Origin of the sequence: Vibrio sp. THAF190c, from assembly GCF_009363355.1 — a bacterium.
Classification (GTDB): Bacteria; Pseudomonadota; Gammaproteobacteria; order Enterobacterales; family Vibrionaceae; genus Vibrio; species Vibrio fortis_A.
Genome location: NZ_CP045338.1, coordinates 2,989,787 through 3,014,460 on the forward strand (window position 1 = coordinate 2,989,787; position 24,674 = coordinate 3,014,460).

A 24,674-nucleotide genomic window follows, 5' to 3' on the forward strand; every position below is an offset into this window, starting at 1 on the left:
CTTTGACTAACCATCGAGCTCTATTGAGCCAACATACGAACAAAATCGCCTTCTTGAACTTCCAACGCCTCGGCCACGTTCGGCGCAAGGATTACTTTACCGCTAGCTTGGTCATAAGCACCTTTGGCTGCGACCGCGCGGAAGTTTTCAAATGAGGTGTTACCAATCAGGTAATCTTGGGAGCTTGCATGCTCACTGATTTCAACCTGAGCACGAATTGAATGGCGCACCGATTCGATATTACGCAAATCACACTCAACCGTAGGGCCTGCATCGAAGATGTCGACATAACCACGGTTAGTAAAGCCTTCACGCTCAAGCAGTTTCAATGCTGGGCGTGTTTTCTCGTGTACTTGACCAATCACATCTTGTGCTTCTTGACTCAACAGGTTGATGTAAATTGGTAGCTTAGGCATCAGATCAGCAATAAAGCCTTTCTTACCAATACCCGTTAGATAATCCGCCAATGTAAAGTCGATTGAGAAAAAGTGCTCTTGAAGCCACTGCCAGAATGGTGAATTACCATCATCATCAGATACACCGCGCATTTCCGCAAAAATAGTCTCAGAGAAGCGCTCTGGGTGTTCAGCCATAAGTAGGAAACGACACTTAGACATTAAGCGGCCGTTTAATCCTTTACGGAAGTCAGGGCGTAAGAACAGCGTACAAATTTCGCTGCAACCTGTGTAGTTATTACCGAAAGTCAGTAGCTTAACAACGTTATTTACTTTAAGTCGTTGTGAAGAGTGCACCACTTTGCTGATGTGGTAAGAGTAAAAAGGCACATCCCAGCCAATCGAGGCTTCAATGCCCGTCGTACCAGCAACTTCGCCCGTTTCAACGTCAAAACCGACCATTAGGTAACCTTCGTCACCCGGCTCAGTTACGTTTTCTTTAGCAAAGCTGTATTCAGAGTGTGTAATTCGATTGGTTAACAGTTCTTCGTTAACCGGAAGAGATGTAAATCCATGTCCTGACTCGACCGCACAGGTGTGTAGCGCATCGTAATCAGATAATTTAATTGGGCGTACAACAAGCATCATTATTCCCTCCAGATGCAAAACAGGCCCAAAACATTAAGCTTGGGCCTTGAGCTGTGCGTCATGAGATCGCTCTTGTGGCGATCATTTCTATGACGCCGCTTGAGGCTTATACTAGCGAAGCAATTGCTTTATCTAGTTTTGCTAAGCCCTCTTCAATTTCTTCTTTAGTGATCACAAGTGATGGTGTGAAACGAACAACGTTTGCACCCGCAACCAACACCATCAGACCTTCTTTACCCGCAGCAACTAATACGTCGCGCGCACGGCCTTGCCATTCGTCATTCAGGGCAGCACCTAATAGCAGACCTTTACCACGAACTTCACTAAAGATTTGATATTTTTCATTAATCTTCTCTAGACCATCACGGAATAGCGCTTCACGCACCTTCACGCCCTCTAGAGTTTCCGGTTGGCTAACAACATCAACAACCGCTTCTGCAACCGCACATGCCAGTGGGTTACCACCGTAAGTTGAGCCATGAGTACCCACTTTCAGGTGTGGTGCTAGCTCGTTAGTTGTTAGCATTGCACCGATTGGGAAACCACCACCAAGTGATTTTGCAGTGCTCAAGATATCCGGAGTCACACCTAAGCCTTGGTAAGCGTAGAAGTTACCCGTACGGCCGTTACCAGTTTGTACTTCATCGAAAATCAGCAGTGCATTGTGCTTATCACACAGTTCACGCACCGTGTTCACAAACTCTGATGTTGGAGAAATGATGCCGCCTTCACCTTGCAGAGGCTCCATCATGATGGCACAAGTGCGATCAGAGATATGTGCTTCTAGTGCTTCGATATCGTTGTATGGAAGGTGAGTTACATCACCAGGTTTAGGACCAAAGCCATCTGAGTATGCAGCTTGACCACCAACAGTAACCGTAAAGAATGTACGACCGTGGAAACCTTGTTTAAATGCAATGATCTCAGATTTTTCTGGACCATGAACGTCTGCAGCCCAACGACGAGCTAGCTTCAGTGCCGCTTCGTTCGCTTCTGCACCTGAGTTTGCGAAGAATACTTTCTCTGCAAAACATACGTCTGTTAGCTTTTTAGCTAGGCGCAGTGCTGGCTCATTAGTCATTACGTTACTTAGGTGCCACAGCTTATTCGCTTGTTCAGTCACAGCGTCAACCATCGCTGGGTGACAGTGACCCAAACAGCTCACCGCAATACCACCAGCGAAGTCGATATACTCACGACCCTGCTGATCCCAAACGCGTGCCCCTTCCCCTTTTACTGGGATCATTTCCATAGGGTTGTAACAAGGCACCATGACCTCATCAAATAGACTACGTTCCACTTTATTTTCCACTGTCATCACACATTCCTTCTCGATACTGCAAGCTTCGCAAAATAAGCGTAATGGTTCATATCCGAGACAAAGGTATTTTGTCTCGCCATCATCCTGCTGCAGCATTATATTTACATTTAATTAACCTTTTCAATAGTAGATTATTCTTTCGCCATGCTAAACAGCCAGGCGAACGTTACTACCTATGACTATTTATGCATCAAGGTATCTATTTTATGAAGCTTTTTTTGCTTATACGTGCTTTAGGAAAGGAGAAATGCAGGTAAAACAGGCCCTGAGAGGGGTTCGAGAGGAAATAACGCGAATAACTTTGCATAGGTAGAAAAAGCATTATTCACATCTATAAATGTTATAAAAAGTGATCGGTGTCAGAAGGATTCAAACACTCAGCGTGCTAGAAAATTAGCAAGCAGTTGGTGCCCTTGCTCTGTTTTAATCGATTCAGGGTGAAATTGTACTGCGTCGATCGGCAAAGTCTTATGTTGATAGCCCATGATTTCGTCCATACGGCCATCTTCAAACTCAGTCCAAGACGTCAGTTCAAAACAGTCCGGCAGAGTACCGTTCTTCACGACCAAGGAGTGGTAGCGTGTGACTGTTAGCGGATTGTTCAGCCCTTGAAAAACGCTCTTGCCAGTATGACGAATTGGCGAGGTTTTTCCATGCATTACCTGCCTGGCTCTCACCACCTCACCACCGAATACTTGAGCGATAGCTTGGTGACCGAGACACACACCTAAGATAGGCAGCTTACCCGCGAAGTATTCGATCGCAGCAAGCGAAATACCCGCATCATCAGGTGTACATGGCCCTGGAGAAATAACTAGGTGACTGGGTTGGAGCGCTTCAATACCGGCGACATCAATCTCATCATTACGCACAACCTTGACCTCTGCACCCAACTCACAAAAGTATTGGTACAGGTTGTAGGTAAAAGAGTCGTAGTTGTCGATGATAAGTAACATACGTAAATCGTAACCGTATTGAAGAGAACAATAGGATGTGTATTGTGCAGTAAGAGATTAGAAAGGCAAGTCTTTCTACTTATTTACTATTTAAACGAGCCCCATAAAGAAGAGGCGCACTAGGCGCCTCATATCGTTTTTCTTAGATTACTTACAATCTTTCTCGAAGATAGTATCAACCCAATGAGGGTTATCTACGAATGGGTTACGGTTACCCTGAATCTTTTGAATTTTGCTGTTGCGGTTGAATTCAAAGTGATCAACTGGGTCTTGCTCATTCCATTCCAGAAGTACACAAACATTACCTAAAGCAGTGCCGTTATTGATTACGCTTGGCACAAGCTCAAGGTCTGGGTTAGAGACATCGCTGGTATCTTTGCCTTCATAGCGCGTTGCCATGTAGAACATCATACGAGCAACATCACCCTTCACCTCATCACGAGGCTCAAATGAATCGCCGTCTTTTAAGTTACCCGCTTCAGGAGATTCTGAAGTTGGCGAACCACCATTGTCAAATTCTAGGTTGCCGCGCTCAGAGTTAATAGACGCATCTGTTGGGCGAAGGTGGTGAATGTCGGTGTATGCCGCAGCACGGCTATCATTGAACTCACCATTCGATTTAGGGTAACTGTGCTCACGGTTCCAAGCATCACCATCGTTGTTACCGCTGCTGGTAAATGTTTTCAACTGTGAGCGACCGGTATACATCAGAATAACGTTACTGCTGTTGTCTGGGTCTTCATCAGTCGTAGCAAGAGCATCCCATACATCACCATAAGAGAGCTGTGTAATACCCGTCGAGATAATGTTGTTCAGAGCTTCTTTCAGCTCATCACCTGTTTTGTTCAATGCGCTGTCGTAGTAGCCATCAGGGTTGTGCACTTCACCCGGTGGAACTGGTGGTTCAACAATCGTTGTTTGACAAGTTACCTTAGGTAGCATGCCGACAACATGTGGATCATGTGCTTGTTCATATGCCGCATTAACACTGAATGCACATGGGATAAGTAAAGTCAGTAGTGTCTTTTTCATACTTTTAATCAGGGGCGACGAAGCCCCTACTCCTTAATGCAATGAGGTTATTTGTTAAAACGACGACGTAGGAAGCCAAGTCCCAATAAGCTCAATAGACCGCCTAGGCCAAATGAACCACCATCGCTGCCAGAGTCACTCATTTGAGTAATAGACACTTGCTGCGTTTCAATCACTTTACCTTCAACAGCTGTTGTTACTGTGTAGTCACCAACCTCTAAACCTGAGATAGGCACTTCCGTCCAACCCAGCGCAATTTCGAACTGATCAAGAACGTCTTTCTGAACATTTGAAGAAGTTGCCACAAACGCTTGAGTTGCGTTGTTGAAGCTTACGGATACTTCATCACCCACTTTCAAGTAAGCAGAGTCTGAGTACTTAGTCAGATCAACAAAGTGTTTAAAGGTACCGCCACCAATCGGAGACTCAGGGCGAGGCTCATTGATTGGCTCATCGGGAAGCTCTACTGGCGTACCCGGTTGTACTGGCTGATCAGGATCCGGGAACACTGGATCAACTGGGTCAATTGGTTTACCCGCAAAGGCAATCGATAGTACTACTGGATCATGCCCTGCAGCGCGGAAAGAGTCAGAGTAGGCTTGACCCAATTCGTGCTTAGCATCCAGTGTTTGAGATTCACCGGCGTTAATATTCCAATGGGTTGCACCAACAACTTTCGACTTAAGACCTGCAGAAGTCAGAATATAGTCGAGGCTACCATTCTCATCTCCTTGAACGACGTTGTAGCTATTTGGATCTACAATTTCCATTACGTTCTCAAAACCGTAGCTATCAGCAACAACCACACCTTCTTCGTGTAGAGATTCATCACCGATGAAGGTTTTTTCAGCCGTCTTGATCTCGTAGTTTTCAGGTGCGCCTGAACGATCAGTCAGTACGGTGATTGCATCTTCGTTATTGAAGGCATTTAGGCTACCAAGGATGACTTTTTCGCCTTCCATTTCAGCCAGTTTCTGGCCTAGATAATCCGCCGCAGACACACGTAGATTCTCACAACCGCCTTGGCGATCGTCATCCGATGTATCTTCTAGACAAACTTGGTCTTTATCCGCAAAGTGGTTAACCGCAACCACAAGCTTATCTTCACGATCTTTAAACGAGAAGACAGGGACAACAGCTGCATGTTGAGTCGTAAACTCACCATTTTCAGCTTCTTGTTTCGGCATTGGAATCACTTGTAGCGAATCTAAACCTACTGTGCTCGGACGGAAAATAACAAAGTTCGCTGTCGCTAGCTCACCTACCGTTGTTAGTCCTTCACTGCTAGCAATGTTGTACTGCTTAGTCTCTGGAAGGTCAGCATTAAGCTGAGTCACTAGGTAAGAAATCGCAGAGCTGTCTCCAAAGCCGTTGTTTTCCACTTCCATCAAGCCAACGATGTCCGCATCAAGCGCGGTTAACGCTGCAACAAGCTTCGCTGTTTGGTGATCAAACTGAGTTGAATCTTGCGCACCGGGTGTAGCATCGAACGCTAAGAAGTCATTGCTCTCACCGCCACCCTGCAAGCTATTGAAGTACTCTTGGGCATTAAATGTTGCGATACGAACATCACCCTCGTCAACTTTAGGTGCTAAGTCACGGTTGTTACCACGTGCGATGAAAGTATCGTTGTTCGCATCTTCTGTTACGTAGAAGCGGTAGTCTGAGTAAGAGTACCCAAGCACACCTTGAAGGTTACTTGCACGATCACCTACACGAATGAAATCTTCTGTCGAGCCATTTTGATCAATATCTGTTTTAGCAAAATCTGGGTACCACGCTGGTGCGCCAACAGTATCTTTCTTAAATGACTCAACGACTAAGCGTGCATCATCGTTACAGTCCGCTGCTTTTGCAGCTTCGTCAGTACCCGGGAAGTTCGCTTGGTTCGGGTGAACATTTGCTTTTCCTTGGCTAAGAACTAAGTTGTAACGCTTAGGTCCTTCGTCCAAGCTGTAGCTGCGTGAAACGCGCATATCAACGGTTGAAGTCAGGTTAACCAGCATGCCTTCATGACGCTCTAAGGTGAAATCGAACTCCGAGTCTGAAGCAATTTGCTCAAGGTTCACAGCCGATACTGAACCAGTGCCGACAGCTTTAATGGCTGTTGCAGGGATCTGAGTCCAACCATAGTTTTCTTGAACCGGGCCAGTTACCTGAACCTTATCACCCACACTTAAACCAGTTACATCACCGACAACAAAGATACCGTCAGAGGTTTTCGGATCGCTATCTGGCGTTTCATCTTGCATGTAGAAACCAACAGCAACATCACCATCAAGCGCTTCGCTCTGAATCGCGGTGATCACGCCTTCAACGGTAAAGGTTTCATCAGAGATGAATTTACCATTAGCAGGGTCTGTGTATGGAGAAGCCCAAGAGTCACCTTGAAGCTGGCTGATCAGTGTATCTGGTGATGGATCTGGGTCCGGATCTGGGTCCGGATCTGGATCAGGGTCTGGGTCAACTGAACCATTGACTTTACCTAGGCCGTCAAACGTATCTTTGACTAGCTCTGTCCAGTCTGATTCATTGTAAGTCACAGACGGTGATGTGCCATTTCTTTGCAATGTAACATCTTTACCCCAACCACTCGCTGTCGGGACCGCGCCTACTACATCGACAAGTGTATCACCGTTGAAGAGACCGACAGCATCGCCACCATTATGATATAAGCCACCGGTAATAGAGCTTATGCCATCATCTAGAGTGATAGTTGCTGAGTCATGTAGGACAACCAGTACCGACTTCGAAGGTAATGTTTGTCCGTCAAGGATCACCATATCCAATGGAGTCTCGTCACCATCCTTATAACGAACTAATTTATAGCCCGTTAGGTCGATATCTTCAGAACCATTGTTATAGAGTTCGATTGCCTTGTTGTTTGAGCTACCTTCTACATATTCTGTAATAACAACTTCACCGCCACCCAACTCAACCTTGCCAAAATCACTCCAATCATTCATATCTACAATTTTAAACTTATCTGCATCATAAGTTGTGCTTGGAGACATGTTTGTTCTGCGTAGTGTAACGTCTTTATTAAAATCTTGACCGTCGCCAGCACCGACGATATCAACGACAGTGCCATTGTTTCGAACAGCGACAGCATCATTACCATTGAAGTAAGTAACTGTAGACTCAACGTCACCTTTACCTTTTAATTCATCAGCAGCGCTTGCGTTAACAATGACATAAGTTTGCCCAGAAGCCAGCGTCACGCCATCCAAAGATTGACTGTTATTCCAGTCACCACCATTCGGGGCAAGATCGACCGTATACCCATCCAAAGTAGCAGAAGAAGAACCGACATTGGCGATTTCAATTGCTTTGTTACTCCCTGAACCTTCAGTGATCTCAGAGATAATAATATTTGCATTTGCAATAGGTGCGATCACAGCACCAACAGCAATCGCTATTAAACTTTTTTTCATGTTTGAACCTCAAAGGTAAACAAATTTATATCCATATCAGCCAAGGTAACTCTGTGTTTCCTCAGCTCTACTCAAAAGAAAGGGTTAGTAAAAATTACTAACCCTTTTATCAATTACTGACGACGGCGGCGTAGGAAACCAAAGCCAATCAGTGACAACAGAGCACCGAAGCCAAAGCTACCACCCGAACCATCGTATTCAGGTGTCACTGGCGATACATTGCTTGAATCTCGTTTAACGATATCCGTAGTCATTGATTTCGACTCGACCACTTGCGATGTAGAACTAGCTTGACTTGCTGCGTCACGCTTCAAAGTCATCGTAAAGGTGTACTCGCCGGTCTCAAGACCTGCGACATCAAACATAACAGTCTGTTCACCATCTTTACTCAATGTGACCTTAGGTAGACCTACATTTGCAGGGCGAGGAGAGATAGCAATTTCCGCGATGTCACCAGATTTAGCTTCTTTTGAAACAGGGAAGCCGATATCAGCGCGACCACTCTTAATTGCGATCTTCACCGATGTTTCACCCGCTTCACCATAGGTGTAACCAAGCGTTACCATCGCAGGATCGTGGTCTGAAGAGCGGAATGGCGACTGTTCATAGAACGGATTGCTCACTTCATCTGACGCTTTCTTATAGTTGCTGTAATCATATAGAGATGATTCTGGCGCATTAATATGCCAATCCACAGCATCCACTAAACGCTTTTCAAGAGAAGGGGTGATCAGTAAGTGATCAAGAGAGCCAATTTCGGTGTTGTACGAGTAGCTCCATGCCGTTTTTCCTGCTGGTGTTTTCAGGTTTAGGGCATTTAAGTAGCCAAACGTTTTAGTGATTCGTTGGCCATCTAACTCAAACACTTTGCCGTCTACAGAGGTGTAACTTGACGCATAAATCTCTTTATTTGTCGGGTTGTCCGTTAGAATCAACATTGGATCCTCAAACGCATAAGAGTTCATATCACCCAGTACAACTTGATCGCCACCAATCTTAGCCATTTCAGTACCTAGGTGGTACGCTGCCGCAGAACGGAAGTTCTCACAAGAACCTTGGTAATCATCATTGCGGACATCATCATTTACTGGGTCAAAACCTTCCCAAGTTTCCCAGCCAACCCAATCTTCATAACAAGTTGAGCCTTTCGACTTAAGGTGGTTGATCGCAACAGTCAGTTGCTTACCTGTGCTCAAAACGTTAAACGTTGCCGCTACAGTATTACGTTGGTAGTTATCTCCACTTTCACGAATCGCACCCGTGTCGTCAACAATTGGTGCGCCCGATGCATCGACAATCATTGGTGCGTGCTGTTCAGGCATTGGAATCACTTTACCTGATACTAAAGACACCTTAGACGGACGGTAAATAACACCCGTTGTGATTACATCAGTACCAATGGTGTCTTGCTCATCTAGGACTGTGTCACCGTTCTTATCGAAGCCTACAAACACATAACGGTTGTGTTGTGATGTCGAGTAATGACGTTTGTTGTAATCTTCTTCGTCATACTTAGCGTTCACTTTGGCCAGCAATTGCTTGATTGCACCAAAGTCACCAAAACCATTGTTCTCGACTTCCATCAAGCCAAGTACATCAGCATTTAAGCTAAAGATTGCTTCAACAATCTTGGCTTCTTGACGCTCAAACTCTTCTTGCGATTTTGCACCACGATTATCACCAAATGAATTGCTTGAACCGCCATATGGTGAGTTGAAGTAATTCAATACGTTTTGTGTCGCGACTTTAATTGTAAAACCGTGGTCACCATAAGAATCTTCAACATCAATGTTGTGAAGCATGTAGTCCGGCGATCTCTTATCAGTATTAGCCACAGTACGAGGGGTATTAGCGGTAATGTCTGTATCTTTCATGACAAAGTCAGCTTTTGGTACCAAACGATATTCGCTAAAGCTGTAGGTAAGCACACCTTCTACATTTTTGATGCCATCGTTAATACGGATCGGATATTTATTTGGGTCGTCGTTGAATTGTGGGTAGTAAGGGATCTTACCGTTACTTGGCGCAGTCGCACTATCTAAAAACAAAGTGGCATCTTTGTTTTGTTGAATTTTTGCCAGGGACTCAAAGCTACCTGCAATATACTTTTGGTTTGGGTGGAAGTTGGGTTCCTCATAAGCAAGTGCGATGTTGTTACGATATTGTTCTTTATGATAAAGCTCAAAGTCGAACGCAAATGCACGTGTTACGCGCATGTCTTGATTGCCTGTTTTAGTATCGTCCATATCTTCAACAAGCTTCACTAACATGCCTTCATAGCGTTCTAGCGTTTTAGCGAATGAAGCACCGTCACTCTTAAGACGCTTGAGTTCAACTGCAGGAGTCAAAACAGGAGTGCTGTTGACCACATTCCATTCACCATCTTTTTCAAGAGCAAATTGAGTTTGACCTGACTCCTCACGCACTTTACCAACAACCGTAATCTCTTGACCAAGCATCGAGCTAGTTGCTTTTTCAGAATTTACAAATAAGCCATTGGATGTCATTGGATCTTCATCATCATCGAACAAGAAGAAACCTTTCGATATTCCTTGGTTAGCACTTGTTAGGACATACGCCACACGAGCAGTCACTTTAAAATTCTTCGTTGTCTCGTATACTTTGTTATCCTTCAGATCACTGCCATACTCCTCTTCAATCAAAGGAGAAAACATTCCATTACCTTGAACTTCTGAAATCGTAACATCTACAGGCGGTGTCGGTGGTGGCGGTGGGGTTTCTAGTGTTGGGAGACCTAAATCAGTATAAACATCCGTCCCCTTATTCACCCAATGTAGCGTTTCGTAACTAGAATCTGGAGACTTAGCATCATTAGTACGGCGCAAAGTAACTTCTTTCCCCCAAGAACTATTGATGCCAATAATGTCATGCACGTTTGTATGATCAGACGCTGCACCAATCCATACTGCATCGTCACCATTGAAATTCAATGCGTCATGGCCAATTGCTGTACCGCCATTTTGGTCGTTGTGACTACCAGAAAAAACAATTGTTGCGTCATTCGCTGCTACCGCATCTTTTAGATCTTTCGTTGCATTGTCAGCAACAACGATGATCGACTTACCGGCAGGAATCGTCACATTTTCTAATACTGGAGTGCTGTCATCAGGTTTTAAAACCTTATTGTTATACTTGCTGTAATACAGAGCATGATCTGTAAAAGTAAAATCTGAGGTGCCGAAGTTAGTAATTTCAATAGCACTGTTAATTGCATAGGTATCTACACTCGATTCCACGTATTCTGTGATAATTACATCATTGATGTCTGCCAGTGCCATGCCGCTAAGCACACTACTAATCGCACCAGCAAGTAGAGTCATTTTTTTATTCATTTCGATATCTCTCTGATTTAATTAGAAGTAAACGCGAGCGTAAGCGTAAGCGTCTTGAGCTGCTTCACCAGTGTTCCACTCAAGTGCAATCACACTAGAACGTGTTGGACGGTAGTTGACACCCAATGTGCCCCATACGCGCTCATCACCCCAGCTGTGCTTGTCGTTGCCACTTGCTGCTTGCTCATTGCGATTGTCAATCGCCCATTGCTCATACTCTTCGTAGTTGTATGAAGCAGTGAACTCCCAATTATCAGTAAACTGGTACTTCGCTGAAGCCAGGTAACCTTTGTTCTCTAGAGTTTGAAAATCATTGTTTACGTATGTTTTCTCACCAGTAACGGGATCAACTGAAACCAGTGTTCTTGACTGTGCAATATCTTCTTCTTCGAAGAACGCATTAACACCAAGGTGGAAAGTTTCCGTCACGGCAAGGCGCGCGCCCGCACCTAGTAGACGCTGCTCGCCATACTTCGATTTACCATCAGAGCCACCGCGGCCTTCCGCACCAGCTACGACAGAGAAGCGATCGCCAAAGTAACCAATGTAGCCATTCACGATTTCACCAAGCTCAGAGCCAGAAGATGATTCAGCGCGGTTGGTGTACGAAGCGCCAACTTTGATTGCGCCGAAGTACTTACCTTCATACTTTGCGGTCATGTCTTGGTCACCAGCTTCACCCGTTTCAACCGTGGTATCAAAAGTGAAGTCACCCCACTTGTCGTAATCATCAAATGCAGTATCGGTTAGACCTACCTCTACGTAGTGTTTTTGATTCTTGCTCTTGTACAGGTCATATCCAATAAAGACCTTATCGATCGCCAGAACCATATCACCTGAACCGTATTCCCAGTTCTCACGCTCATAGTCCAGCTCTAAGCGATAGTGCATCTTGTCTTGTTTACCTTTCACACCCATGGTTGCGAATGAGTCATCAATGAAAGTTTGGTCTGCGTAAAACTCACCGTATTCGTAGTTAGCGCCAATATGACCACCAACGCCGACCTCACCATAGAGTTTTACGAAGTCACCATTCTCATCTTCATAAATAGTTACGGCATTTACAGCCGATGCCATAAACAAAGAAGAAATAGCTAGCGCCACTGCATTTCTTTTTAACATCACTTATTTCCTTAAATTCAACACTCGTAATGGAATATCGTTCCAAAGCCAATTAGCGCGCAGAAATTCCAACCATTTATTTTATTAATATGGTTTCGATTGAAATTTACGCGTAAAAAAGCACAGATTCACAAGGGTGATTCTGAATGTAGCCAAGCTTACCTAGTTATATTAAACCTGTGTAATCTCTTACTTTTATGTAATTAGATAAAGCGATAAACACCATAAATGAGGTTTATTTCACATTTATGTCGCTGATACTACGGCGTTGATTATAAATCCAACAGAATGGGTAATGTGTAATAGAGCATTTCATCTAAATATTCAAAATATTGCTCTACATCTCAGAAAGTTAATTAAGTTAGTGTTAAATGAACTATTAATAAGGATTAATTTTACAGTTTAGAAAATTGGTACAATATAACAATTAAGGTGATTTTGATTACACACGCTTACAAATATATCTATTAATTATCGCCGCAATATATATAGGTAGTGAATGTGAGGTTTTTATAAATCTAAATCAGTAGAAACAAAAAAAAGCCTCTGTACTAGACAGAGGCTTTAGCAATGAATTTAGCGGTTGAAAACTATGGGCGAGTTACAAAACCTACGGCTTCGTAAGCCTTCTTCAGGGTTACTGCTGCGCGTTCTGAAGCTTTTTCTGCGCCCGCTTTCATTACTGCGTCCATGTAGGCACGATCTTCACGAATGCGGCGGTATTCAGCTTGGATTGGCTCTAGCATCTCAACGATTGCTGCGCCAACGTCTTTCTTAAATGGGCCGTACATCTCTACGCCTTGGTATTGCGCTTCAATCTCTTCAAACGTTTTACCCGTTGCTGCAGAGTACAGACCCATCAGGTTCGAGATACCCGCTTTGTTTTCCCAATCATGAGCAATGCGTGGTGGCATCTCCGCATCGGTTTGCGCTTTGTTGATCTTCTTGATGATCGACTTAGGCTCTTCCAGAAGCGTAATCACGTTCTTACGGTTGTCGTCCGACTTAGACATCTTCTTCGTTGCATCTTGTAGGCTCATTACACGTGCGTTCACGGTTGGAATGTACGGTTCTGGCACTTCGAAGATTGGCTGTTCAGGAGAGTAGATGTTATTGAAGCGAGTCGCGATATCACGCGCTAGCTCCAGGTGCTGCTTCTGGTCGCTGCCTACTGGTACTTGGTGAGCACCATAGAGCAGAATATCTGCTGCCATCAGCACTGGGTAATCAAACAGACCTACGTTTACGTCGTTCGAGTGACGCGCAGACTTGTCTTTGAATTGAGTCATACGGCTCAGTTCACCCATCTGCGTGTAACAGTTAAGAAGCCAACCAAGTTGAGCATGCTCTGGTACGTGTGACTGAACAAATAGCGTGCTCTTCTTTGGATCAACACCGACAGCAAGACAGATAGCTAGTGCGTCTAGAGTCGCTTCATGCAGAGCTTTAGGATCTTGACGAACCGTAACCGCGTGAAGGTCTACAACACAGTATTGGCAATCGTAGTCATCTTGCATCTGTTGCCATTGACGTAGAGCACCCAAGTAGTTACCGATACTTAGTTCACCTGATGGTTGAACACCACTCAATACGATGGGCTTGCTCATGGTTTTAATTCCTTTGCTTGTTCGCTAGTTTTGAACTCAACTCGTTTAACGTTGCGTCTTACAGACTAGCTTCTTAACTTAAATATAGAAAAGCCGCACAGCTCTTTCTGTACGGCTCATCCAGTGTACTCATTGACAAGTATTTTACTAGTAGGTTAGCTAACTTTTGTCCGCATTATGCTGAAACTAGAACGACATCTAGTAATTGAGCAACGCTATCTGCCACGTAGTCAGGTTTTGATGCTGAAATTGGCTCACCATGGTTATAACCGTAAGTCAGACCAAACGAGTGACAACCCGCATTCTTCGCCGCTTTAATGTCATTGCTTGAGTCACCGACCATCAGCATTTCGTCCGCTTTTACATTGTGCTTCTCTAACAGCCAGTTCAGCGCTACTGGGTTAGGTTTCTTTTCAGGGAATGAGTCGCCACCCAGCACATCTACAAAGTACTTATCGATACCGTGTTGCGCTAGCACATCTGGCACAAACTTCGATGGCTTGTTAGTTACCAATGCCATAGTGAAGCCCGCTTTATGCAGTTCAGCCAGTGTCTCTTTTACTGATGGATACAAGTGGCTTAGCTTATGACCACCTTGCTCATAAAAGTCATCAAACATCACACGAGCTTTCTTTAGTAACTCAGGATCTAGCTGAGGGTCGACCGTGAGACTGCGACTCAGGGAACGTCCGATAAGAACATCTGCGCCGTTACCTACGTAATCACGCACTTCCTCTTCACTTACCGCAGAAAATCCCATCGCCTGACACGCTTGGTCCGCTGCAACAGCAAGATCTGGCACGCTGTCCAACAAGGTTCCATCCAAATCAAAGGCAATCAGTTTTATTGAGCTTAATGACATCTTACTTTCCTATTTTTTGTATTCGCCTTATGAGTTGAGCAATAAGACGTAAAAAAGGGGCCAATCAGCCCCTTTATCTAAATTCTTTAGTTTAGGTCAACAGACCCTAGTTCTACTTTTATGCGTTAACTTTTGCAAGCTCTGCACGCATCTCATCAATGACTTCTTTGTAATCTGGCTGGTTGAAAATTGCAGAACCTGCCACAAACATGTCTGCACCCGCTTCTGCAATTTCGCGAATGTTATCCACTTTTACACCACCATCAATCTCAAGACGAATGTCACGGCCTGATTCATCGATCATCTTACGAACAGCGCGCAACTTATCTAAAGTGTGAGGAATGAAAGATTGGCCACCAAAGCCTGGGTTTACTGACATCAGTAGAATCAAGTCAACCTTGTCCATGATGTAATCTAGGCAAGAAAGCGGCGTTGCTGGGTTTAGTACTACACCCGCTTTACAGCCGTGCTCTTTAATAAGCTGCAGCGTGCGGTCAATGTGTTCAGAAGCTTCAACGTGGAACGTGATCATCGACGCACCCGCTTTAGCAAAATCAGGCACGATGTTATCAACTGGCTTAACCATTAGGTGAACGTCGATCGGTGCTGTAATACCGTAATCACGAAGCGCTTTACAGATAGGCGCACCAAAAGTCAGGTTTGGTACGTAGTGGTTATCCATCACATCAAAGTGCACAACGTCAGCACCCGCTGCAAGAACGCGTTCTACGTCTTCACCAAGACGAGCAAAATCTGCAGACAAAATAGATGGAGCGATTAGAAAATCTTTCATACCAGACCTCTTAAGAGTGAGTAAAAATGCGAATATCACCGCCTTGGTGGCATCTCATACACAAATACAAGGCTCAACCCCAAGACTATCTGGTGCGCAATTCTACCTAAGCGATGAAAGAGATCCTAGCAGTTCAAGGGAATTGTTTATCAAAGTGCCAAGTCAACGGTTCTAGCAACGTAATTAGCTGATTGGCTCACTAAACCGTCGCTATTCAGAAGCTTGTTGGTTCTTCTCTGCATAAAACAGCGCCAGTAGCTCATCGACTTTACTGCGGCCTGCCCCGTTACGACTGATAGTACGTTTCACTTTCACAACGTTAAGGTCTGCACCGTGATACAAACGACGTGTCAGTGTGGTGTCGTGGTTAGAGATCAACACAGGAATGCCACGCTCCATTGCTGTTTTCTCAGCGATGTCAGCGAGTGCAGCTTGGTCATCCAGTGAAAAACCATTACCTGCGTAAGAGGTAAAATTAGCAGTAGTAGAAAGCGGTGCATAAGGAGGATCGCAATACACTACACACCCTTTACGAGCGCGGCTAAAGGTTTCGCTATAACCTTCGCAAACAAACGTCGCTTTCTTGGCTTTCTCAGCAAAGAACTCTAGCTCAGCTTCAGGGAAGTAAGGCTTCTTATAAGAACCGAACGGCACGTTAAAGCCACCTTTTTTGTTATAACGACATAAGCCATTAAAACCAAAACGGTTCATGTATAAAAATGCCAACGAACGGTACATCACGTTATCCGTATCGTTGAACTGTGCACGGATATCTAAGTACGCTTCTTTACGGTTGTTTTCAGGACAAAACCAGCGTTTTGCTTCCGTAATATAGGTCTCAGGATCGGTCTTGAGGAGATTATATAGGTTGATCAGATCAGGATTGATGTCAGCCAGTAAGTATTGGTCATAATCCGTGTTCAGAAACACTGAACCGGCACCAACAAATGGCTCCACCAATTTACGAGCAGGCGGCAAGTGGCGTTGGATATCTTCTACTAGGCCATATTTACCACCAGCCCATTTTAGAAAGGCACGCTGCTTTTTCATTTACTGCTCTATCTATCAACTCAAAAATAAGGCTGCGGAATGTAACATATTTTGAGGCGAAGCTCAGCGTTATTTCGCACGTTCTATCTCTCGATGTACTTGATTCATCGATTTTGCCCAAGGTTCCAGTGCTTGTAACTCTTTTGGTAGCGATTCTACCGCATCTCGAGCCACTTGAATGGTTGGGTAATCTTGGTAAGTGACAATGAACCACTCGATATCATTACGTACTGTTGGGTAGATACGAACGTCATCAGCAATGTCGTACTGCTCAATGAAAGATTGAACATCTTCAAGCTCTGTCATCGCACCAAGCTGTAAAGTATAGGCACGTGGCGACAAGGCTTTGAGTTCATCTCTGGCAAACGAGAAGGTGATAGTTTTCACTGGAGCTTGGGCTGCCTCTTGGGCTGCCAGCTCTGCTTGTTCAAGAGCAGCACCTTCATCATCACTGGAAGCTTCAAGCGCCGCTTGTGATGGGGCCGTAACTTCAGTACTTGGAGAGCTGTTTGCCTCAATAGCATCGTCAATATTCTGGGTATCGACCGTCTCTGGTTTGCCTTCCAGAAGCGCATCGACAACATCAGAAGTAATAACCACACGTTGCTGAGTATCTTGCTCTGCTCCTACGCTTACTGTCTCTTCAACCACAACAGGTGGTAGAGAGGAGGTATCATCTTCTGCACCGACATAGCTATCACCACCATCAGATTCAGGCGCAGTCACGTCTTCCAAATTTTCGTCACTCTGACTCTCTTTGGTTTCAAAGGTAGGAATCGCGGTCTGCTCAATTGGGGCAATCAGAGATTCTGCTTTATCGTCGGGGGTTGGCTGACTAAGCATCCACCAGTAGCCGCCACCAATCACAACCAATAACAAAGCCACCATAATTGCGATGTTAGTTGGTGAGCCAATAATTGAGCGAATAATAATCCTTTTTTCCACTTTTAACTCTCCTAGAGCCATTAACTCACCCGGCAGAGGCGCAGCTTTCCTAAATGCGCTTCGTACCCGATTTTCCATATCGTCTTCCACATAACGGACCACCAACGACTCAAAAAACTGCAGTGCCTCTTGCTCCGATAGAGGCTCAATTTCAAGGTCAATGGGCTTATGCTCTTGCCCGTAACTCAATCGAGTTAAGAATGAATCTAAATGTCCCGCTTCTGAAAACAGAACAACATTAATCGTCCATTGAGGGTTATTTTGCGCTTCGAGTACCAACAACCACAGCTCCGACACCAACACTTCCGATAATCGATGGGCATTATCAACCACGATCACCACATCGCACGAATCACCATCAAGGATTCGCGTTAGGCTATCGCTTAGGGAGTCATGTTGATTAAAAAGAGGATCGGAAACGATTTGGCTCAGAATGAGCGCACGGTGTTGTTGGTCGTCTTGATTGGGATGACAAAACAGTAGGCATTGATTTTTATCAGTCGCCCAAGCTTCAAGGTAGCGTTGCGCTAACCATGTTTTTCCTGAACCGGGCTTACCCGCTACAGTTACTAAGTTTGAACCAAAATTGGTGAGTAGTTGTAACCGCTCTAGCAGCTCAACCTGAGACTCTAACTCCAATACTCTTAATTCATGAGCCAAACTCATTAGGCTTCCCTACTGACAAATCAACCAAACATCGAGATTGTCACTCTGAGCCACAATAGCTCAGAGTAACGTTACTTCTTGCTTAAAGCGTACGACAGAAATCAATCGCTTGTTTGATGATGTCCTGAGGTACATCGGCAACCACATCAGCTGTACCAATGCTGGTTGGTAGAACGAGGCGGAGCTGACCAGAGAGCACTTTTTTATCGCGCATCATGTGCTTCATGAAGTCTTCAAAAGACATGCTTTCTGGAGTATGAATCGGTAACTTCGCACTCTTGAGTATAGAGATAATGCGCTCAAGTTGCTGCTCGGTAATCAAGCCCTGCAGCTGTGCTGTTTTCGCAGCCATAACCGTGCCGGATGAAACCGCTTCGCCGTGTAGCCAATTACCATAGCCTAGTTCTGCTTCAATCGCATGACCAAATGTATGACCTAGGTTCAATAACGCACGGATTCCTGACTCTTTCTCATCTTGCGCCACAACTTCAGCTTTAATCGCACAACAACGAGCAATCGCCGTAGTTAGTGCCTGCTCGTCGAGTTGATACAGCTTATCAAGATTCTCTTCAAGCCAACTAAAGAAGGCTTCATCATAAATGATGCCGTACTTGATCACTTCAGCAATACCCGCTGCAAACTCGCGCTCAGGTAGAGTCGATAAACAGTTGGTATCAATGATCACTGACTTCGGTTGATAGAAAGCACCGATCATGTTTTTACCCATAGGGTGGTTAACCGCAGTTTTACCACCTACCGACGAGTCAACCTGTGAAAGCAGAGTTGTTGGAATCTGAACGAAATCAATACCGCGCTGGTAACAAGCCGCCGCAAAGCCGACAAGGTCACCAATCACACCGCCACCTAAAGCAATCACGACCACATCGCGGCTGTAATTTCCTTCAAGCATGTAGCTCATTACGGTGTTAAAGGTTTCAAGCGTCTTGTATTGCTCGCCATCAGGCAGCTCTAGCAGAGATGCTTGACAGCCAACATCACTTAAAAGCGATAAGATTTTATCCGCATACAAAGGCGCAACTGTGACATTACTGATCACAACGACTTTTTGTTTGCCAGATAAAAAAGAAAGGTACGCCGGGTCTTCAAATAACCCGGCGCCGATAGAGATTGGGTAGCTACGCTCAGCTAGATTGACCGTAATCCGTTCCATGGTTTGCTCTCCGAAAAAATTGAACTTAACGTTCTTCTAGCATTTTTACGATCTGGTTGGCTACCACTTTTGCACTTTGATCGTCAGTACGAACTGTGTAGTCCGCCACTTCTTCGTACAGTGCGTTGCGAGTCATTGCTAGATCTTCTAGCACATCACGCGGGTTATCTGTTTGAAGTAGAGGGCGCTTCTTGTCGCGGTTTGTGCGCGCAAGTTGCTTTTCAATTGTTGTTTCAAGGTAAACAACAATACCTCGTGCAGATAGACGGTTGCGATTTTCTTTGCTCATTACTGAACCACCGCCTGTCGCAAGAACAATACCTTGCTCTTCTGTCAGATCGTTGATTACAGATTCTTCGCGTTTACGGAAACCTTCTTCACCTTCTACATCAAATACCCAAGCGATGTCTGCGCCAGTGCGCTCTTCGATCACAGTATCAGAGTCTAGAAACTCCATGTGCAGTTGGGAAGCTAGGTGTCTACCAATTGTACTTTTGCCGGCGCCCATTGGGCCAACAAGAAAAATATTGCGTTTCTCAGCCATGTTTAGCAGTAATTTACAACGTTAATTCAATGACATCGCCACAAGGTAGGTCAGTAGTAATACTGAAATTAAAAGGCCCGTGGCACCGATTCCTCACAGATAATTCGTGATAAGACCCGAAATTATCAAGGTTAGGTGCCACTAATGCAACTTTATTTTTGATCTAATTGTCCGTTACTGAATCACAACTTTAGGTGTAACAAAGATCAACAGCTCACTTTTCTCTATATTTTCGTAACTTCGGCGAAATAATGCGCCTAAAAGCGGTAAATCCCCAAGAACTGGCACCTTATCAACGGTATTACTCACACTATGTTGAAAAATCCCTCCCAACACTACGGTTTCTCCGTTGTTTACCAAAACCTGTGTACCAATTCTCTGAGTATCTATTGCCACCGCTTCACCCGTACCGGTTTTCACCACTTGCCCAGGTCTATCTTGAGTCACGCTAAGATCCAGCACCAAGCGGTTATCTGGGGTTATCTGTGGCGTCACCTTAAGGCTTAATACCGCCTTCTTGAATGATACCGATGTCGCGCCACTCGAAGACGATTCTAAGTAAGGGATTTCTGTTCCCTGCTCAATATAGGCAGGTTTCTTATTAGTGGTGATTAAACGAGGACTGGAGATGATCTCCGCTTTTGACTCTTGTTGAAGAGCCGATAATTCCAAATCAAGCAAGGTGTCCGAGCCTAGCTTGGCCACTTGAAAAGCAATGCTCGATGCATTCGGGGAGGTTGCGCCAAGGTTAACGTTGAGATAGTTATCGAGCGCGCTGGAATCATCACCGCTATCGCCACCATTATAGGGCTGGATTGTCGGATAATTACCTTCAATCGAGCCTCCGACTTTAAAGCTGCCATTGGTTGATGAAACGCCCCAACGCACACCAAGCTCATCTAGATTCCCTTCGGTGACGGTAACGATTCTCGCCTCAATCTGAACCTGTTTTACTGGAATATCGAGTGACTCGATAATTTCTCGGATCACCGAAATGTTCTCAGCGAGCTCTCGAATCAACAACGAGTTGGTGCGTTCATCAATGGTAATGCTGCCTCTATCAGAGAGCATGCTAACGGTTCCATCACCACCAATCATATCGGCAATATCTGTGGCTTTGGCAAAGTTAATTTTAATGATCTCTGACTTCAACTCCCCTAGCTCTTGCTCTAGTCTCGACTTTTCCAGGACTTGCTGCTCTCGCAGGTCGAGTTCGGCTCTTGGAGCTACCAGTATCACATTGCCATCAACTCGCTTATCGAGCCCTTTGACCTGAAGAATAATGTCCAGCACTTGCTGCCATGGCACACCATCAAGGCGCAGTGTGAGGTTGCCAGATACAGAGTCAGACACCACCAAGTTAAAATCGTTATAGTCAGCGATCAACTGCAACACATTCCGCACAGGGATATCTTGGAAGTTAATCGAGATGAGCTTGCCCTCTCTGTCGAGAATACTCTTCTTCGGTTCATCCTCAACTATTGTGGGAGTACTAATGACCACCTCGATTTCACGCCCGTTAATCTGATACTCATAATCGTAATCAGCATTGATGCTTGCGAATAAACGGGTACTCGGTGTTTCTCTAAACACCTCAATCTCTTCCACTAAGGTTGAAAAGTCCTTCACATCTAACAGGTAAAGTTTGTCATCTGCGACTTGAGTATTAAGTAGCTCAATACTGAGCCCCTCTTGAGCTTTCTGCACATCGACGACCGTACTACTTGTGGCCAAATGAATAACAATCACAGCTTCACGAGCTTGATTAGCCCTAAAATCGATACTCTTTAGTTCATTGGGTTGCGTTTGTGCTTTGACCCCAACCGTGACGCAACATAGCAACACAACGAAAACAGCTTGGCGCATCCGGCTCAATAACCGACTTAATCCTTTAATCATATCTACATCTCTATCCACGGCATGTGGTTGGTTTATTTGAGAGCTAAGCGGACATTGCGTCGATGCCAACAACCTAGACCATCTGGAAGGGTTTCATTAATCAATACGTACTGACTGGTGACTTTGGTAATGCGCCCACTGTTCAAGCCGATGAATTGGCCTTTCTGGACCTTAACGACGTTTCCTTTGGGAGTTTGAACAAGACCAGAGATTTGACTGCCGCTGCCCATGACTCCCTTGAGCCGCAACTGCTCTAGCGGATACTTTTCTAACTTGCCCGTACGACTGCGTCGAGTTGGCTGCCAACAATCTTTTTTCGCTTTGGGCTGAGTCAGTACCAGCGCCTCTTTGGGCAGTTCAAATGGTGGACGATGCGTCCTTTGCTGATATTGCGCGGCAATGAACTCAGAAGTAGGACTTAGCTGCTCGACATCTTTGCGTGCTCTTGCCTCTACCTGGACAACAAACTCCTCTAGAGAGTCTTGGTTTGCCTTACACCCGACGACGGTAGAAACAATCAACAGCACCAGCAGCGATCTAACGAGACTCATCTTTGACCTCTGCCTTGAATTGGTAGGTGTATGCACGAACACGGAAATGCAAAGTACTGCTCTCTTGGCTAACTCTTTGCCAAGTCACATCATCAAAACTGATAATGCGCGGTAGTTTGGCGATGTCGGCAGAAAAATCCCCGATCTCATGGTAGTCACCCGTTAGCTCAATATTCAGTGGCAGTCGATACAGAAAAGCCTTGTTCTCTTTCGCCCCCCAGTCAATACGAGTAAAAGTGAGGTTGTTGTCTAAACCGAGCTCATTCACAGAGGCCAACATACTCGCTAACTCTTTTTGAACAGGCAGCTGCTCAAGTAGGTAATCGTAGCGACTGGTCAATTCATCAAGTTGATTCTGTAACGCAGGCAGAGTGGCCACTTTATTGGCTTTGATCCTAAGGGTGCTTTTTAAGGTCTGCTCTTGCTGCTTCATTTGCTCTAGTTCGTCATTGAGTGGCATCACATAGAACCAAGCGCCGAAACCTTGAATAGTCAGCATCAATAAAACAATCACCAACATCTGTGGTAGCAGAGGCCACTCGGTGATTTCGTCAACATCGAGATTTTGAAAGTTAACCATGCGACGCCTCTTGAGCTTTGCTTCGTATTCGCGTTTGTTTTATAGAGGGCGAGACAAAGCTAAATGAGACCTTAAAGGTTTGAAATTCTTTATTAAAGCGCTTGCGATTGTGCACAATTGAGTGCATTTCAACATTGCTGAGGGAGGCGGAACGTTCTAGGTTATCGAGCATAGTGGCGAGCCGTGCTGTGCTGTCACTGATACCCGACATCTCTATCTCTTGCCCATTCATCTTGATCTTATCGACGTACACCCCTTCAGGAATCAATTCGGGCATCAGATTCATAAAGTACGTGGTTTTATTGCGACCAGACTGAAGTGACTCAACGACATCTAGGCGAGTTAAAATGGCTTTGTGCTCACGCTCCGCCACTTTCAAAGAGCGAATCTGTTCATCAAGCTGGCCAATATATTGCTCAAGATAGGTAAGGCGTGCTTGCTGACGTGCTTTCTCTTGTTGGAAGTAATGCCCGATAGCCCACTGCCCCATAAGCGCAACTAAAGAGCCTAAGATCACCAATTGAATGAAGCGTTTCTTGTGCTGTGCTCTTAGCTCATCGCGCCAAGGAAGGAGGTTAATTTGATGCAACATGCTTCACTCCTTGCCACTTCACACCACTCACTGCAATGCCAGCCGCAATACCAAAGGCATGACGGTCCATGCTCTTATAACGTTTGTTAGAGGCTTTATTCTCAAAGAGCGCTAATGGATTAAGCGTTTCACACGCGAGCTGAAAATGGCGTTCCAACTGCTCTGCAAGCATCGGGGTTTCCGCTCCCTCTCCCATCAACCAGATTCCCTTCAGTGCTTGAAGAGAGTTGGCCGATGCGTAGAGCTGAAACTGGCGTTTGAGCTTTTCGATCAAGTTCACGGTAAAGGCTTGAGTCTGCTCTGCAGAGGCAAAGGGAGTCGTGTGTTCCTCAATATAGCCCGCCTGATAAAGCGCTTGAGTACCAAAGGCAATATCTTTGAAAAATGGAATCCCGCTTTGCGGAATGAGGCCAAGCGAAATTTGATTGACCCCTATATCGATCATTATCCAGCTCTGCTTCTCTGGATAAAGCCGAGTTGCCAACTGCCAAATGTAAAGTAATCCATGAGCTTGGGTATCTACCATGATCGGACGAAAACCAGCTTTCGTCAGCGCTTGGGAGCGACTCTCCACCACTTCTTTGCGCGTTGCATAAACTTGGTAACTGGTGGTTGAGCTATTTCCAAATAGCTTATCGTCCAGTTTAATGAAATCTAGGCTCAGCTCCTCAATAGGAAAAGGGGATTGGTGAGCAAAAGTTTGATAAATAGAGAACTCTTTTTCTCGGTCTTCTAGGTCACTTTCTATCTGCAATACTTTGCTAATCACGGTATTATCTGGGACTGAAATAGCGGCATGACGGCAGCCAAATGGTAAGCCTTTCCTAAGTTCTTTGAGTTTCTTTACAGTTTTCTGATACTCCAAGGTGTGGTTATCTGTGAAAATGTCGTCCGTAATAGACAGTTCTTTGTACCCCACTAAGGCATATAACTCTCCAACGGGCTTTAAAACCACAGCTTTGATGCTGTGATTGTTGATATCTATACCTGTAACTAATGACGAACCCATACCAGCTCCTGACATGCCAAGCATTTCGTTGCTTATATAGGGGTTGTGATTATTGGTTAAATAAGCGTTAATAAACGAAAGCTAAGTTTTTAGTCTAGAGTACAAGGGTTTGCTGCTTATCAGCCTTAACTAATCAGGGATTAT

The 24,674-nt window shown here is 45.0% G+C and carries 18 protein-coding genes and 1 pseudogene; all 19 read right to left on the reverse strand.

The features are described 5' to 3' along the window. Positions 1–20: 20 nt before the first annotated feature. The 19 genes and pseudogenes from astA to pilM all read right to left on the reverse strand — a co-directional run bounded on the left by astA (position 21) and on the right by pilM (position 24,530). Positions 21–1,040, reverse strand: a complete 1,020-nt coding sequence (gene astA / locus FIV04_RS13580; protein ID WP_152469571.1) for an arginine N-succinyltransferase — start codon at positions 1,038–1,040, stop codon at positions 21–23. A 109-nt stretch (positions 1,041–1,149) separates the two neighbouring features. After that, positions 1,150–2,361 (reverse strand): aspartate aminotransferase family protein, encoded by a 1,212-nt coding sequence (locus FIV04_RS13585; RefSeq protein ID WP_032550023.1) that lies wholly within the window; start codon positions 2,359–2,361, stop codon positions 1,150–1,152. A gap of 380 nt (positions 2,362–2,741) precedes the next feature. Next, a complete protein-coding gene (locus tag FIV04_RS13590; protein ID WP_152469375.1) occupies positions 2,742–3,320 on the reverse strand; it encodes an aminodeoxychorismate/anthranilate synthase component II in 579 nt (192 codons plus the stop codon). A gap of 147 nt (positions 3,321–3,467) precedes the next feature. Beyond that, the gene (locus FIV04_RS13595) at positions 3,468–4,352 is read right to left on the reverse strand and encodes an endonuclease I family protein (protein ID WP_152469376.1); all 885 of its coding nucleotides are present in this window, start codon (positions 4,350–4,352) and stop codon (positions 3,468–3,470) included. Between the two features lie 47 nt (positions 4,353–4,399). After that, positions 4,400–7,786, reverse strand: a complete 3,387-nt coding sequence (locus FIV04_RS13600; protein WP_152469377.1) for an ExeM/NucH family extracellular endonuclease — start codon at positions 7,784–7,786, stop codon at positions 4,400–4,402. A 113-nt stretch (positions 7,787–7,899) separates the two neighbouring features. Continuing rightward, positions 7,900–11,139 carry an ExeM/NucH family extracellular endonuclease gene (locus tag FIV04_RS13605; RefSeq protein ID WP_152469378.1) on the reverse strand — a complete coding sequence of 1,080 codons (3,240 nt, stop codon included), beginning with the start codon at positions 11,137–11,139 and terminating at the stop codon, positions 7,900–7,902. A gap of 21 nt (positions 11,140–11,160) precedes the next feature. After that, positions 11,161–12,261 (reverse strand): porin, encoded by a 1,101-nt coding sequence (locus FIV04_RS13610; protein ID WP_152469379.1) that lies wholly within the window; start codon positions 12,259–12,261, stop codon positions 11,161–11,163. 590 nt (positions 12,262–12,851) lie between these two features. Further along, positions 12,852–13,868 (reverse strand): tryptophan--tRNA ligase, encoded by a 1,017-nt coding sequence (gene trpS / locus FIV04_RS13615; protein WP_032550015.1) that lies wholly within the window; start codon positions 13,866–13,868, stop codon positions 12,852–12,854. 175 nt (positions 13,869–14,043) lie between these two features. Next, the gene (locus FIV04_RS13620) at positions 14,044–14,730 is read right to left on the reverse strand and encodes a phosphoglycolate phosphatase (RefSeq protein ID WP_150893257.1); all 687 of its coding nucleotides are present in this window, start codon (positions 14,728–14,730) and stop codon (positions 14,044–14,046) included. Positions 14,731–14,848: 118 nt separating this feature from the next. After that, positions 14,849–15,523 carry a ribulose-phosphate 3-epimerase gene (gene rpe / locus FIV04_RS13625; protein ID WP_032550011.1) on the reverse strand — a complete coding sequence of 225 codons (675 nt, stop codon included), beginning with the start codon at positions 15,521–15,523 and terminating at the stop codon, positions 14,849–14,851. Positions 15,524–15,733: 210 nt separating this feature from the next. Further along, a complete protein-coding gene (locus FIV04_RS13630; RefSeq protein ID WP_152469380.1) occupies positions 15,734–16,573 on the reverse strand; it encodes a Dam family site-specific DNA-(adenine-N6)-methyltransferase in 840 nt (279 codons plus the stop codon). A gap of 69 nt (positions 16,574–16,642) precedes the next feature. Next, entirely contained in the window at positions 16,643–18,184 is a 1,542-nt protein-coding gene (locus tag FIV04_RS13635; RefSeq protein WP_152469381.1) for an SPOR domain-containing protein, read from the reverse strand. Between the two features lie 82 nt (positions 18,185–18,266). Further along, positions 18,267–19,355: a 3-dehydroquinate synthase gene (aroB, locus tag FIV04_RS13640; protein ID WP_032550007.1), complete on the reverse strand. Its 1,089-nt coding sequence runs from the start codon at positions 19,353–19,355 to the stop codon at positions 18,267–18,269. 25 nt (positions 19,356–19,380) lie between these two features. After that, positions 19,381–19,899 carry a shikimate kinase AroK gene (gene aroK, locus FIV04_RS13645; protein WP_032550005.1) on the reverse strand — a complete coding sequence of 173 codons (519 nt, stop codon included), beginning with the start codon at positions 19,897–19,899 and terminating at the stop codon, positions 19,381–19,383. A 174-nt stretch (positions 19,900–20,073) separates the two neighbouring features. Beyond that, positions 20,074–21,711: pseudogene (locus tag FIV04_RS13650) on the reverse strand (type IV pilus secretin PilQ); the annotation flags it as partial. Positions 21,712–21,830: 119 nt separating this feature from the next. Further along, positions 21,831–22,349, reverse strand: a complete 519-nt coding sequence (locus tag FIV04_RS13655) for a pilus assembly protein PilP (RefSeq protein ID WP_152469383.1) — start codon at positions 22,347–22,349, stop codon at positions 21,831–21,833. Then, on the reverse strand, positions 22,336–22,929 hold the full coding sequence (locus tag FIV04_RS13660; RefSeq protein WP_152469384.1) for a type 4a pilus biogenesis protein PilO: 594 nt from the start codon (positions 22,927–22,929) through the stop codon (positions 22,336–22,338). Before FIV04_RS13660 ends, FIV04_RS13655 begins: the two co-directional genes overlap by 14 nt. Further along, the gene (locus FIV04_RS13665; protein WP_152469385.1) at positions 22,922–23,521 is read right to left on the reverse strand and encodes a PilN domain-containing protein; all 600 of its coding nucleotides are present in this window, start codon (positions 23,519–23,521) and stop codon (positions 22,922–22,924) included. Before FIV04_RS13665 ends, FIV04_RS13660 begins: the two co-directional genes overlap by 8 nt. Further along, positions 23,505–24,530, reverse strand: coding sequence for a type IV pilus assembly protein PilM (gene pilM, locus FIV04_RS13670; protein WP_152469386.1), 1,026 nt, complete (start codon positions 24,528–24,530; stop codon positions 23,505–23,507). The genes FIV04_RS13665 and pilM overlap by 17 nt, the downstream gene beginning before the upstream one ends. Positions 24,531–24,674 lie beyond the last annotated feature (144 nt).